Source organism: Vibrio sp. THAF64, assembly GCF_009363455.1.
GTDB classification, from domain to species: domain Bacteria; phylum Pseudomonadota; class Gammaproteobacteria; order Enterobacterales; family Vibrionaceae; genus Vibrio; species Vibrio coralliilyticus.
Genome location: NZ_CP045355.1, coordinates 2889453 through 2902653, shown reverse-complemented (window position 1 = coordinate 2902653; position 13201 = coordinate 2889453). Strand labels below are relative to the sequence as shown.

10 protein-coding genes are annotated in these 13201 nt (G+C 45.6%); 9 read left to right on the top strand and 1 reads right to left on the bottom strand.

Going from position 1 to position 13201, the window contains the following annotated elements; translation table 11 throughout:
• Nucleotides 1–19 precede the first annotated feature (19 nt).
• From FIU99_RS13505 to FIU99_RS13495, 3 genes are all read left to right on the top strand, one after another.
• Complete coding sequence (locus FIU99_RS13505) at nt 20–1768, top strand: GGDEF domain-containing protein (RefSeq protein ID WP_006958039.1); 1749 nt, start codon at nt 20–22, stop codon at nt 1766–1768.
• A gap of 81 nt (nt 1769–1849) precedes the next feature.
• A complete protein-coding gene (arcB, locus tag FIU99_RS13500) occupies nt 1850–4189 on the top strand; it encodes an aerobic respiration two-component sensor histidine kinase ArcB (protein ID WP_006958038.1) in 2340 nt (779 codons plus the stop codon).
• A 5-nt stretch (nt 4190–4194) separates the two neighbouring features.
• Nucleotides 4195–4641, top strand: coding sequence for a hypothetical protein (locus FIU99_RS13495; protein WP_006958037.1), 447 nt, complete (start codon nt 4195–4197; stop codon nt 4639–4641).
• 93 nt (nt 4642–4734) lie between these two features.
• Here the strand turns inward: FIU99_RS13495 and tolC are convergent, their stop codons facing one another.
• Nucleotides 4735–6054 carry an outer membrane channel protein TolC gene (tolC, locus tag FIU99_RS13490; RefSeq protein WP_006958036.1) on the bottom strand — a complete coding sequence of 440 codons (1320 nt, stop codon included), beginning with the start codon at nt 6052–6054 and terminating at the stop codon, nt 4735–4737.
• 233 nt (nt 6055–6287) lie between these two features.
• Between tolC and nudF the strand changes: the two genes are divergently transcribed.
• From nudF to parC, 6 genes are all read left to right on the top strand, one after another.
• Entirely contained in the window at nt 6288–6917 is a 630-nt protein-coding gene (gene nudF / locus FIU99_RS13485) for an ADP-ribose diphosphatase (RefSeq protein ID WP_006958035.1), read from the top strand.
• Nucleotides 6905–7345, top strand: a complete 441-nt coding sequence (locus FIU99_RS13480) for a DUF1249 family protein (protein WP_006958034.1) — start codon at nt 6905–6907, stop codon at nt 7343–7345. Before nudF ends, FIU99_RS13480 begins: the two co-directional genes overlap by 13 nt.
• 10 nt (nt 7346–7355) lie before the next feature.
• Nucleotides 7356–8174, top strand: coding sequence for a 3',5'-cyclic-AMP phosphodiesterase (gene cpdA / locus FIU99_RS13475; protein WP_006958033.1), 819 nt, complete (start codon nt 7356–7358; stop codon nt 8172–8174).
• 29 nt (nt 8175–8203) lie between these two features.
• Entirely contained in the window at nt 8204–8785 is a 582-nt protein-coding gene (gene yqiA / locus FIU99_RS13470; protein ID WP_006958032.1) for an esterase YqiA, read from the top strand.
• Nucleotides 8786–8999: 214 nt separating this feature from the next.
• Nucleotides 9000–10880: a DNA topoisomerase IV subunit B gene (gene parE, locus FIU99_RS13465; protein ID WP_006958031.1), complete on the top strand. Its 1881-nt coding sequence runs from the start codon at nt 9000–9002 to the stop codon at nt 10878–10880.
• A gap of 3 nt (nt 10881–10883) precedes the next feature.
• On the top strand, nt 10884–13154 hold the full coding sequence (gene parC / locus FIU99_RS13460) for a DNA topoisomerase IV subunit A (RefSeq protein WP_099607630.1): 2271 nt from the start codon (nt 10884–10886) through the stop codon (nt 13152–13154).
• Nucleotides 13155–13201: the final 47 nt, after the last annotated feature.

Here is a 13201-nt window from a genome sequence, read left to right as displayed (position 1 = left end):
ATAGATATAGAGCATTAGAATGGAGCAGGTGTTTTACTGGTTATGGGATACATCCCATGGACATGGTTTTGACCTTGTAGTCATTTTACTCTTTGTCGTGCTGTCTGCGCTTGTTTACTCACAATTGCAAAAACACATAGAGTTGTTGGTTCAAGATGCACCTACAGCTTTGATTCTGGTTGAAGCGCAGTCCGGGAAACTCCTTCTTTCTAACAAGAACGCAATGCAGTTGTTGGCTATCCGACGAGTAGGTAAGTCCTTTCTTTTGCCAGATACGGTTTCGCGAGAGTTTTTGTTGTCCACTATTAGTCAGTTTGCAGGGGAAGGCTTCAATCGTTTCCCGATAGAGTGGAGCATCTCTAAAAATACCCGAATAAAAGTGGATATTAGTGGGCGTAAAACCGTTTATCGAGGGCGCATTTCGTGGCTACTGTATGTTTCTTCTCACCAAGCATCTCACGATGAAATGGTACGTGAAATTCAATCACTTTCTGTAGTGCGCAGTGCTTTGGATAACTTAGCTGAGCTGGTTTTCATCAAAAATAATGAAGGCGAACTGATTTCGACAAACCGAGCCTTCGAACGTTTTTGGGGGGAGCGTGCGCAAGAGGGGAGTGCCGATATCAAAGGTGTTGTGAAAGGACGGGCAAACAAACGCCGTTGGACAACGGACGCCGATGGCCGTAGCTGCTTACTTGAAACCTATCAGAATATATTGATTTCCTCTACCGGGGAAACAATGGGTAGTATCGGCATCAGTCATGATGTGACGGATTGGCACAACATGCAGCAGAACTTGCGTGATGAGATGGAAAAACGTCGTGATACTGAAGTCGCTTTGGCTCAGCGTGATACTATTTTGCAGAATATCCTCGAGTCGAGCCCTGATTCTATAGGCATCTTCAATGAAAACATGGTGTATCAAGCGTGTAACCAGCCTTTTGTCCGAGCGCTCGGTATCTCCGATGTTGATGAGCTTATTGGTAAACGACTGCAAGATGTCATCCCCGATGATGTATATAGCCGTTTGTCGGAAACGGATCAAAAGGTGCTATACGAAGGAAAGTCATTGCGCTATATCGATAAAGCAATTAACAGCAATGGCGAATTTACTTGGTATGACGTTGTTAAATCTCCTTTCCGCGATCCTGCTTCAGGAACTAATGGCGTGTTAATTATGGCGAGGGATGTCTCTGAACGTTATCTTGCCGCACAAAAACTGGAAGAGGCAAACCTAGAGCTAGAGCGCCTGAGCTTTATTGACAGCTTGACACAAATTTCTAATCGGCGCCGTTTTGACGAACAACTCTCTACTCTGTGGCCTTTGCATGTCCGTGAACGTCAGCCTCTGAGTATTATGCTCTGCGATATCGATTATTTTAAAGGTTTCAATGACTTCTATGGTCATCAGGAGGGTGATGAAGCGCTGATGAAAGTCGCAGGTGTCTTTAAAGCGGTCTTATCACGCACCAGTGACTGCGTCGCTCGGTATGGCGGCGAAGAGTTTGGTTTTATTTTGCCGAACACAACGGCAGAAGGCGCACAGCAAGTGGCGGATAAGATTCATGATGAAATCGCTAGTTTGGCTCTGGAGCACAAAGCTTCTGAAGTCTCAACGGTCTTAACCGTGAGTATTGGTCTAGTGACCATGATCCCGCAGCCTTATGACAATAGTGAGAGTCTCATTGCTCTAGCCGACAGTGCGTTGTATCAAGCTAAGGCCAATGGGCGCAATCAGACTTGTGTTCATCACACATCCGAGAATTAACCCGCCAAGACTTTCGGTTCTCTTAGCCGCGCGTATCGAAAACAGGTAATATTTACCTATTCTTATCGCACGGAGCGCCTAATGAAACCTATAAAAAACCTCGCTCAGTATTATGTCGATCTTTTGGTCAAGCTTGGCATTTTGCGTTTCTCTATTCTTCTTGCTTTGGCTCTTGTCGCATTGGCCGTTGTAGTTCAGGTTGGCATTACCTTGGTGCTAAGTGGACATGTCGATGACATAGACATTGTTCGCTCAGTGTTTTTTGGTCTATTGATTACGCCATGGGCTGTGTACTTCCTTTCTGTCGTGGTTGATCAGCTTGAGGAGTCCCGTCAGCGATTATCCAAGTTAGTCTCCAAGCTCAAAGATATGCGCTCACGAGATCAGGAGCTGAACCATAAACTGCAGCAGAACATCTCAAAGCTGAACCAAGAGATTGAAGAACGGATTAAGGCAGAAGAAGCCCGTGAAGAAGCGATGAAAGATCTCGAGAATGAGGTTTATCAGCGTGAGCGAACTCAGCTAGAGTTAGCTGAGCGAACGGCTTTACTACGATCTTTCATTGATGCCTCTCCGGATCTTATCTATTACCGTAATGCAGACGGTGTTTTCTCAGGCTGTAACCGTGCAATGGAAGAATTGACCGGTAAAAAAGAGAACCAGCTTGTCGGTCTGACACCATGGGACGTTTACAGCAAAGAAGTCGCTCAACAGATTGTCGATACGGATGAAAAAGTCTTTGCCGATAATCAAGCATTAACATACGAACAGTGGCTTGAATATCCAGATGGGCACAAAAATTATTTTGAGTTACGCAAAGTGCCTTTCTATAGCAAAGATGGCCGCCACCTTGGGCTGGTTGGCTTCGGCCGCGATATCACTGAGCGCAAACGCCACGAAGAATCGTTGAAAAAAGCCAGTCGCGATAAGACCACCTTTATTTCAACCATTAGCCACGAACTGCGCACACCGCTTAATGGAATTGTCGGATTGAGCCGCATGCTGTTGGATACTCAGATGACGGATGAGCAGCGCAATCACATGCAAACTATTAATGTCAGCGCGATTACCCTAGGTAATATCTTCAACGATATTATTGATATGGATAAGTTTGATCGCCGCAAACTGGAGCTGTTCCCTTCTTCGCTGAATTTTGAAGAGTTTGTAGCGGAAATGGAAAGTATCTCTGCCTTGATGGCTTCTCAGAAGGGGCTGCGATTTGATCTGGAACGATTAAGCGATCTGCCTACTGCAATTGATGTCGATGCCACAAGGCTACGTCAGGTGCTGTGGAATCTGATCAGTAATGCGATGAAATTCACCAAAGAAGGTGGCGTCGTGATGACAGTTGAAGCTGAAGTCGATGAAGAGTATGCCAACATCACGATGGAAATCGAAGACAGTGGTATCGGGATCCCAGAAGCAGAATTGGATAAGATCTTTGCCATGTATTATCAGGTTAAGTCGGGCAAAGATAATCTACATGCCGTTGGTACAGGGATTGGTCTTGCGGTGTCCAAACAGCTGATTAAGATGATGGATGGGGATATTACGGTCAGTAGTGAAGAAGGCTTTGGCAGTACCTTTACGGTGACCATTCATGTCCCACTCTCTGTGGTCGAGGAAGAGCCTGAAGTGTCTCCGGCTGAGCGTAAGGAGCTCAATATCTTTATGGTTGAAGATATTGAGCTGAATATTACAGTCGCTCGCTCGTTACTTGAGAGTATGGGGCATGAAGTTAGCGTGGCAATGACGGGGCAAGATGCTATCGAAATGTTTGATCCAGAGATCTATGATCTGGCTTTCCTCGATATACAGCTTCCAGATATGACAGGTTTTGATGTTGCTGAATTTTATCGTAAAACTTATAAAGATTTGCCGCCTTTGGTCGCCCTTACAGCCAATGTACTGAAGAATAAAAATGAGTATCTTGAAAAAGGCATGGACGATGCGATTAGCAAACCACTATCGGTGACCGCGGTTCAGGAAGTGATTGCCAAGTTTACTTCGGATGAAGATTACCAACAGCCAGAGCCTGTCACTGTGGTGGAAAGTTCAGAAGGCAATGACTTGTTTAGTCGAGTTCTAGATCTGGATATGTTGGAGTCCTACGTAGGGATCGTCGGCTCACAGCCTGTGCTGGATAGCATTGAAATGTTTGAGAATATGATGCCTGAATACGTCGAAGTGCTGAATTCCAACATGACGGCAAAACATCAAGAAGGCATTGTTTCTGAAGCGCACAAGATTAAAGGTGCAGCGGGTTCTATTGGCCTTAAGCACATTCAGAAAGTTGCTCAGAAAGCACAGTCACCGGATTTACCCGCTTGGTGGGAAAACATCGATGACTGGGTTGAAGAAATAAAGAATGAATATCAGAATGATATTCAAACTCTGAAAGAGTGGTTGGCTCAAAGGTGATAACAATGAATAAAATAGCATTAGTAGCGCTGGGCGCAGCGCTTTTAGCAGGGTGTTCAACCGCGCCAGTCGGTTGGGAGCAAGACAACCAGACCAAGGTTGAAGACGCGACGGTTAGTTTAAAGAGTAATCTTTGGCTGAATAAAATGCCGACCTTAGGTGAAGTGCAAGATCAAACGCTCCATGGTGCCCTGTATCTGCAGTCAGACAAAGTGTTGCCAGCGACTCTGGAAGTGGAGAGCATCTCAATTAAGCAGGGAGAAGATAGCTGGATTATTGATGGTGATTTACTCGACTTACGCACTCATAATCAAAGCCATTGGGAAGTTGCCTTTGTGTGGCAATTCGCGGTGGATGCAGACAAGCCAGTCGATGTCGCATTGATGCTTAAGAACGGCGACAAAGTAGAGTGGCTAGTAGAAAAAGATGTGGTGATAGACACCGTATACTAGTTAATGAGTTAGCCAAGAATGAAAAAAGGTTGATGCGAAAGCATCAACCTTTTTACTTTTCAGTGTTAGCTGTTAGCTGTTAGCTGTTAGCTGTTAGCTGTTAGCTGGGGCTTCTTTGAGGCCTGCGTTGATATCTAGGATATCTTGCTCACTCAACGTGCCGACAGCTTGACGAAGCTGCAACACACTTAGGATGTAATCGTAACGTGCGTTAGATAGGTTCTTGTTTGCATCGTACAAGTTACGAGTTGAGTCAAGAACGTCGACGATAGTACGGGTACCTACATCAAAGCCTGCTTCTGTTGCTTCTAAAGCAGATTTAGCTGAAACCACAGTTTGTTCATAAGCGCGCAGTGCGCCAATCGAAGCACTGATGTTGTTGTTAAAGGCGCGCACGTCTTTAACGACACTACGGTAAGTAGCTTCTAAATCTTGGCTTGCAGCAACGTAATCAAATTGTGCTTGCTTAGTTAGTGAGGTAGTTGCGCCACCTGAGTAGATTGGAACTGAAAGGTTCAAACCAACGTTGAATGTATCTGTTTCTGTAGTGTTTCCAGCATCTGGAGAAGTTTCGCTCATCGTATAACCACCATCTAAAGTTAACGATGGAAGGTGGCCAGAGCTTTGCAGTGAAATTTTGTCACGTGCTATATCTTGTGCAATACGAGAAGAAAGCAAACTTAAGTTTTTCTGTTGTGCTTCTTCCACCAAAGCATCGACTGGTGCATCTGTTTTGCTTGCTGAGAAACGCGCAATATCTAATACGTTCAGATTCGTGTGCTCTAGACCAGTAATTTCACGTAAGCCTTCGTAGCTGTTGATCAAATCATTCTGTGCTAGCACTTCGTCTGCTAACACTGAGTCGTACTGTGCTTGTGCATCATGTACGTCAGTGATTGCTGACAAACCCACTTCAAAACGTTGCTTAGTTTGCTCCAATTGGCGGCCTACCGCGGCTTTTTCTGCCTGAACAAACACTAGGTTATCCTGGGCTTTTAGTACGTCAAAATAGGCTGTTGCTACTCGCAAGATAAGTGCTTGCTGCGCTGCTGCATACGTTGCATCAGCATTACGTGCAGTTTTTTCAGCAGTATCCAACGTGATCCAGCTTGAACGATTGTAAAGCTCTTGAGTGAACCCTAAATTGGCATTCCACGCATCGTTGTCCTTATTAACGTTGTCAGTTTCGGTTTGATTAATATCGTACGCTGCTGTCAGGTTAATTTGAGGTAGTAAGGTGGCACGGCTAGAGTTCACCGCTTCAAATGCAGAGTCACGAGTAGCTGCTGCGCTAAGTAATGTTGGGTCGTTTTCTTTTGCTTGGTTATAAATTTCCGTCAGTGTGTCAGCAAAAGCGTTGGTGCTTAAGCTGCCTAGTGCTGCACTGATAAATAGTGGAAGCAGTTTTTTCATAGGTCCTATTCCTGCCAAAATATGAAAAAGGTGACTCATCGAGAGTTTAACTCATACTGATGCTAATTCACGCAAAACTTTGCAAATTTTTACACTTAACTATCCACTTGTGCAATATATTTAATTCATCAATTTAACTCAGAATACAAAATTTGTATAAAAAGTTGAGCCATGTCCTTGGAAGTTAAGCTTTTGTCTGAGTAAACTATAAGATTCACTCACTGAGGTGCCAAATGCAACTATCTGACAATCAACAAAGTGAATTTACTCCACAAGATGTAGAAATTATCTCAAAAGAAACTCTATTTAAGGGCTTTTTTAGGATGATTAAGTATCGCTTCAGACATAAATTGTTCGAAGGCGGCTGGAGTGAGGTGATTGAGAGGGAGATGTTTGAACGTGGTCATGCTGCTGCGTTGTTACCGTATGATCCAGTGAGTGATCAGGTCGTTCTGATTGAGCAAATTCGTGTCGGTGCTTTGGAGCACGCTCATCCATGGCAGCTTGAAATTGTTGCAGGTATCATTGATACCGATGAATCGCCAGAGCAAGTCGTTCGCCGTGAAGCCTCTGAAGAAGCGGGGATTTCGGTTGAGGAGTTAGCTAAAGTCACATCTTATTACCCGTCCTCAGGCGGGTGTTCTGAAAAGCTGGATGTGTACGTCGGAAAAGTGGATGCTTCAACCGCTCACGGAATTCATGGTTTAGACTATGAAGGTGAGGACATTCGAGTTCATGTGGTGAGCCGTGAGACCGCTTATCAATGGATTGTTGAAGGTAAATTTGAAAATGGCGCTTCGATTATTGCACTGCAATGGTTGCAGCTAAACCACCAATCGTTAAGAGAACAATGGCACAAGTAGCAGTAAAAAAGCCGTATCACGTTGATTTGTCAGATTTGATGCGGACTTATGAAACCAATTACGCCAAGCTCAATGCTTTGCTTCCTCATCGGGCAAAGGTGGGCGATGTGCGCTGCTACCAAGCCGCCAATATGACCTATCAAATTCAAGTGGTCGAAGTCACAAAGTACACAACTTTGGTCGATATTTGTCAAAGTGATGATATCCCGGTATTTCCATTACCAAAAATGTCTGTCAGGCTCTACCACGATGCTCGTGTTGCAGAAGTGTGTGAATGTGAGCACTTAAAAAGAGTCAACGCTCGATACGAGTACCCCAACGATAAGATGGTTCAACAAGATGAAAAAGTACAACTGAACCGCTTTTTAGGGGATTGGTTATCTTTTTGTTTAAGGCATGGTATCAGCCGGACGCCGATCAATATTTAGGTTTTTAGTTTTGAAAGTAACGTCATGCTCATCCGATGGCAGCATTAGACTGCTACAGATTACAGATACGCACCTGTTTGAAGCAACAGATGGCAGCTTGTTGAGTGTAAATACTGCTGACAGCTTTAATGCGGTGGTTGACGCTATTGTCGAAGAGAGTCCCGCTTATGATGCAGTGTTGGCAACGGGGGATATCTCCCAAGATCATAGCGAAGTGTCCTACCAGCGTTTCGAGCAGGGCATCGTACCTCTTAAGAAAAAATGCTTCTGGTTACCAGGTAATCATGATTTTAAACCGAGTATGAATTCGGTGATCCCTTCTCAGCAAATTCAGCAAATTGACCATGTCTTATTGGGTGATACATGGCAAATGATCATGTTGGACTCCCAAGTTGTGGGCGTCCCACATGGCAGGTTAAGTGATAAGCAGCTGAACTTACTGGAAGAAAAATTATCGCAGTACCCTGAGCGATATACCTTGATTTTGTTGCATCACCATCCGTTGCTGGTAGGTAGTGTATGGTTGGATCAGCATACCTTGAAAGATTCAGATGATTTTTGGCAGGTGGTTGACCAGCATAATAATGTTAAAGCGGTGCTGTGTGGTCACGTGCACCAAGACATGAATGTCATGAGAAATGACGTACGTGTGATGGCGACACCTTCTACTTGCGTGCAGTTCAAACCTAACTCTGATGATTTTGCGCTAGATTATCAGTCACCAGGTTGGCGTGAGTTGCTGCTAAGAGATAACGGAGAGGTAGAGACACAGGTAAAACGCTTACCGGCTGGTTGTTTCCAACCAGACTTTAACTCTGCGGGTTATTGATTTCGAATTCACCTACATTAAGGACTGCTATGCGACCTTCTTTGCTTCTTTATATCCATGGCTTTAACAGCTCTCCCTTGTCTCACAAAGCCAATGTTATGAAAGAGTACTGCCAACAGCATAGGCCGGATATCAAAGTTGTAGTCCCACAACTTCCCTGTTTTCCACAGCAAGCCGCTGAATATTTGCTCAACATAATCGAACAACATAAAGATGACTATCAAATTGGCTTGATAGGCAGCTCTTTAGGCGGCTATTTGTCAATGTGGCTCAATAGGCAATTTGGTTTTAAAGCGGTTGTGGTCAACCCTGCAGTTAAGCCATATGAGTTGTTAGCTGATTATCTAGGTGAGCAGGAAAACCCTTATACACACCAGCGCTATGTGCTGGAAAGCGTCCATATTGATGAGCTGAAAGCGTTAGATACGCCCATCATTAAACAAGCTAAAGACTTTTGGCTGTTGCAACAAACTGAAGATGAAGTACTGGACTACCGTCAGGCGGTTGAGAAATTCTTAGGTGCTAAGCAGACTGTTGAAGAGGGAGGCGACCATAGTTTTGTTAACTTCGAACGTTACCCTCAACAAATTATCAAATTCCTTCAGCTCTAGTATTCATTGAGGGAAGAGTCATAATTTTAGCGGTTACTTAGTTATCTCGCTTGACATCATTCCTTCTCTTCCAGACTATGTTTCACCTGTACTGAGCTGGATTCAGAACGACGAGAGTTTGGTCGTTTTTGCTACTTTTTAGACTAATTAATAAAAAGAACAAAATCTTGCCGGCTCAGTAACCCATTTATTCTATATAACGATATTCCGTATTATGACTGAACAATATAATGCTGGGGCCATTGAGGTTCTTAATGGTTTGGAGCCAGTACGTCGCCGACCAGGGATGTATACGGATACAGCGCGTCCTAACCATTTGGGACAAGAAGTCATCGATAACAGTGTCGATGAAGCGCTAGCCGGACACGCTTCAAAAGTTCAAGTAATTCTGCATGCCGATCAATCTCTGGAAGTGATCGATGATGGTCGAGGTATGCCTGTTGATATTCACCCGGAAGAGAAAGTCTCCGGTGTTGAACTTATTCTTTGTAAACTCCACGCCGGTGGTAAGTTTTCCAATAAAAACTACCAATTCTCTGGTGGTCTTCACGGTGTAGGTATTTCGGTTGTCAACGCGTTATCAAAACGTGTTGAAGTAACGGTGCGTCGAGATGGTCAGGTATATGAAATTGCCTTTGAGCATGGCGACAAGGTATCTGACTTAACGGTGACGGGCACTTGTGGGCGTCGTAACAAAGGTACCAGCGTCCATTTTTGGCCTGATGCTAAGTATTTTGATTCGGCCAATTTCTCAGTAACCCGTCTGATTAACAACCTTCGTGCTAAAGCTGTACTTTGTCCGGGATTGGAAATTACCTTCTCCGATAAGGTCAATGGTAACGAGCACAAGTGGCTGTATGAAGATGGTCTTAAAGACTACCTTGCGGAAGGCGTGAAAGGCTATACCGTCTTGCCTGAAGAGCCATTTACTGGCGAGTTTTCTGCTGAAACAGAAGCGGCAAACTGGGCCGTGATTTGGCAGCCGGAAGGTGGTGAGATGATCACCGAAAGCTACGTCAACCTCATTCCTACTGCACAGGGCGGTACGCACGTGAATGGTTTGCGTCAGGGTCTGCTTGATGCAATGCGTGAGTTTTGTGAATTCCGTAACCTGCTGCCTCGTGGTGTTAAGCTGACTGGCGACGATGTTTTCGATCGTTGCTCTTACGTTTTATCAGTTAAGATGCAAGATCCTCAATTTGCCGGTCAGACTAAAGAGCGCCTTTCTTCTCGCCAAACAGCAGCGTTCGTTTCTGGTGTGGTGAAAGACGCATTCAGCCTATGGTTGAATGAGAAACCACAGCTTGCTGAGCTCCTCGCTGAAGTGTGTATTGCCAATGCTCACCGCCGCATGCGCGCGAGCAAAAAAGTGGTACGTAAGAAAGTGGCTTCAGGCCCAGCACTACCAGGTAAGCTGACGGACTGCTCGGTGCAAGATCTGAATCGTACTGAAATCTTCTTCGTCGAGGGTGACTCGGCAGGTGGCTCGGCAAAACAGGCCCGTGATCGCGAGTTTCAGGCGGTAATGCCACTGCGTGGTAAGATCCTTAACACTTGGGAAGTGTCTGCAGATCAGGTGCTTGCGTCCCAAGAAGTTCATGATATTTCCGTTGCTTTGGGTATTGACCCTGACAGCGACAATCTAGAGAGCCTACGCTACGGCAAGATCTGTATCTTAGCCGATGCGGACTCGGATGGTTTGCACATTGCGACGCTCTTGTGCGCGCTCTTTACCCGTCACTTTAAAGCGTTAGTCGAAGCAGGCCATATCTATGTGGCGATGCCGCCTCTGTATCGAATCGATTGTGGTAAAGAAGTTTTTTATGCGCTTGATGACGATGAGAAAGAGGGTGTTCTAGAGCGATTATCCAAGAAGAAAGCCAAGATCAACGTTCAGCGATTTAAAGGTCTGGGTGAAATGAACCCACTTCAACTGCGTGAAACCACGATGGATCCGAATACACGTCGACTGGTTCAGTTAACCATTGACGACTCTCAAGCGACCATGGAAATGATGGATATGCTGCTCGGTAAGAAACGCGCGGATGACCGACGCTCTTGGTTACAGAACAACGGTGATTTGGCAGAGGTTTAACGAATGTCTACGGAAATTACATACGATGGCGTTGAACAGTTGCCAATGCGCAAGTTCACTGAAGACGCTTATCTAAATTACTCAATGTACGTCATTATGGATCGCGCCTTGCCATACATTGGCGATGGCTTAAAACCGGTTCAGCGACGAATCATTTATGCGATGTCGGAGCTTGGTCTTTCGGCAGCAGCAAAGTACAAAAAATCGGCACGTACGGTTGGTGATGTGTTGGGTAAATACCACCCACATGGAGACTCGGCGTGTTACGAGGCTATGGTGTTAATGGCTCAGCCGTTCTCTTATCGTTACCCATTGGTTGACGGTCAGGGTAACTGGGGTGCGCCGGACGACCCTAAGTCTTTCGCAGCGATGCGTTATACCGAAGCGAAACTGTCCAAGTTTGCAGAAGTTCTGCTTGGTGAACTTGGTCAGGGCACGGTTGAATGGCAGCCGAACTTTGATGGCACAATGAAAGAGCCTCAAATGCTGCCTGCTCGCCTTCCTCACATTTTACTTAACGGTGTGACGGGTATTGCGGTTGGTATGGCGACTGATATTCCACCACACAATGTGCGTGAAATTGCTGATGCAACCATTCATCTGATCGACAATCCGAAGTCAGAATTAGCCGATGTGATGAACTTTGTTCAGGGGCCAGATTACCCGACAGAAGCAGAGATTATCTCGCCGAAAGCTGAGCTGGAGAAGATCTATCGCACGGGGCGTGGCAGTATTAAAATGCGCGCGGTCTGGCATAAAGAGGGCGGTGATATTGTTATCACGGCACTGCCACATCAGGTTTCAGGCGCTAAACTGCTCGAGCAGATTGCCAGCCAGATGCGAGCGAAGAAGCTACCAATGGTCGATGACCTGCGTGATGAATCGGATCATGAAAACCCGACGCGTATTGTTGTTGTTCCTCGTTCAAATCGTATCGATTGCGATCAGTTGATGAACCACCTGTTTGCTTCGACAGATCTGGAGAAAAACTTCCGCGTTAACCTCAACATGATCGGTCTCGATAACCGTCCACAGGTGAAAGGTCTGGTTCAGATCTTATCAGAGTGGATTGAGTTCCGTCGCGCAACTGTGCGCCGTCGCTTGCAGCATCGCTTGGATAAAGTCCTTGCACGTCTGCATATTCTTGAAGGTTTGTTGGTTGCTTACCTCAACTTGGATGAAGTGATTGAGATCATCCGCACTGAAGACGATCCAAAAGCCGTACTGATGGCTCGTTTCGGCATTACGGATATTCAGGCTGACGCGATTCTTGACACCAAACTTCGTCATCTTGCCAAGTTGGAAGAGATGAAAATCCGTGGTGAGCAGGAAGAGCTAGAAAAAGAGCGTGAAAAGCTTGAACAGTTACTGGGCTCTGAGCGACGTCTGAATACGCTATTGAAGAAAGAAATCAAAGCGGATGCAGAGAAATACGGTGATGATCGCCGCTCTCCTCTTGTTGAGCGTGCTGAAGCGAAAGCCTTGACTGAACGAGACCTTGTCCCGAGTGAACCAATTACCGTTGTGCTTTCAGACAAAGGCTGGATTCGTCACGCTAAAGGTCATGATGTCGACGCCGAAGGACTTAACTATAAGTCTGGTGATAAATATCTGGCCCATGCTCGTGGTAAGAGTAATCAGCAAGCAGTATTCCTCGGCAGTGATGGTCGAAGTTACTCGCTTGAGTCGCATTCTCTGCCGTCTGCGCGTAGTCAGGGGGAGCCGATCACTGGACGTCTGAACATTAATGCAGGGACTAACATTCGTCATGTGGTAATGGGCGAAGAAGATCAATTATGGCTAGTGGGTTCTGACGCGGGCTATGGTTTCGTTTGTAAAGGCAGTGATCTTTTATCGAAAAACCGCAGTGGTAAAGCATTGGTCACACTCCCACAAAATTCGGAAGTGATGACTCCTGACACCATTAGTAACCTAGATAATGATGAAATCTTAGCGATTACCAACCAAGGCCGAATGCTGCTGTTCCCGATTAAGGATCTTCCTCAATTGGGTAAAGGTAAGGGTAATAAGATTATCAATATCCCAGCAGCCAAAGCGAAAGAACGCGAAGAAGTGGTATCACATCTGATGTCGTTGCCTCAGGGGGCTTCAGTAACCCTTTATGCAGGTAAGCGTAAGCTAGGTTTGAAACCGGCAGATCTGGACAATTTCCGTGGTGAGCGTGGCCGTCGAGGCAGTTTACTACCGAGAGGGTTGCAGCGAGTGACGCGTATAGAAATAGAAAGCTCTGCGACAGAGCAAGAAAGCGAATAAAACAAAAATCCCATGCCAAAGAGCATGGGATTTTTTTATCATTCAGT

Bases quoted from the DNA above. Each gene is read 5' to 3' on its own strand.
- FIU99_RS13505 (WP_006958039.1), top strand. From the start codon at position 20: ATGGAGCAGGTGTTTTACTGGTTATGGGATACATCCCATGGACATGGT.
- arcB (WP_006958038.1), top strand. From the start codon at position 1,850: ATGAAACCTATAAAAAACCTCGCTCAGTATTATGTCGATCTTTTGGTC.
- FIU99_RS13495 (WP_006958037.1), top strand. From the start codon at position 4,195: ATGAATAAAATAGCATTAGTAGCGCTGGGCGCAGCGCTTTTAGCAGGG.
- tolC (WP_006958036.1), bottom strand. From the start codon at position 6,054: ATGAAAAAACTGCTTCCACTATTTATCAGTGCAGCACTAGGCAGCTTA.
- nudF (WP_006958035.1), top strand. From the start codon at position 6,288: ATGCAACTATCTGACAATCAACAAAGTGAATTTACTCCACAAGATGTA.
- FIU99_RS13480 (WP_006958034.1), top strand. From the start codon at position 6,905: ATGGCACAAGTAGCAGTAAAAAAGCCGTATCACGTTGATTTGTCAGAT.
- yqiA (WP_006958032.1), top strand. From the start codon at position 8,204: ATGCGACCTTCTTTGCTTCTTTATATCCATGGCTTTAACAGCTCTCCC.
- parE (WP_006958031.1), top strand. From the start codon at position 9,000: ATGACTGAACAATATAATGCTGGGGCCATTGAGGTTCTTAATGGTTTG.
- parC (WP_099607630.1), top strand. From the start codon at position 10,884: ATGTCTACGGAAATTACATACGATGGCGTTGAACAGTTGCCAATGCGC.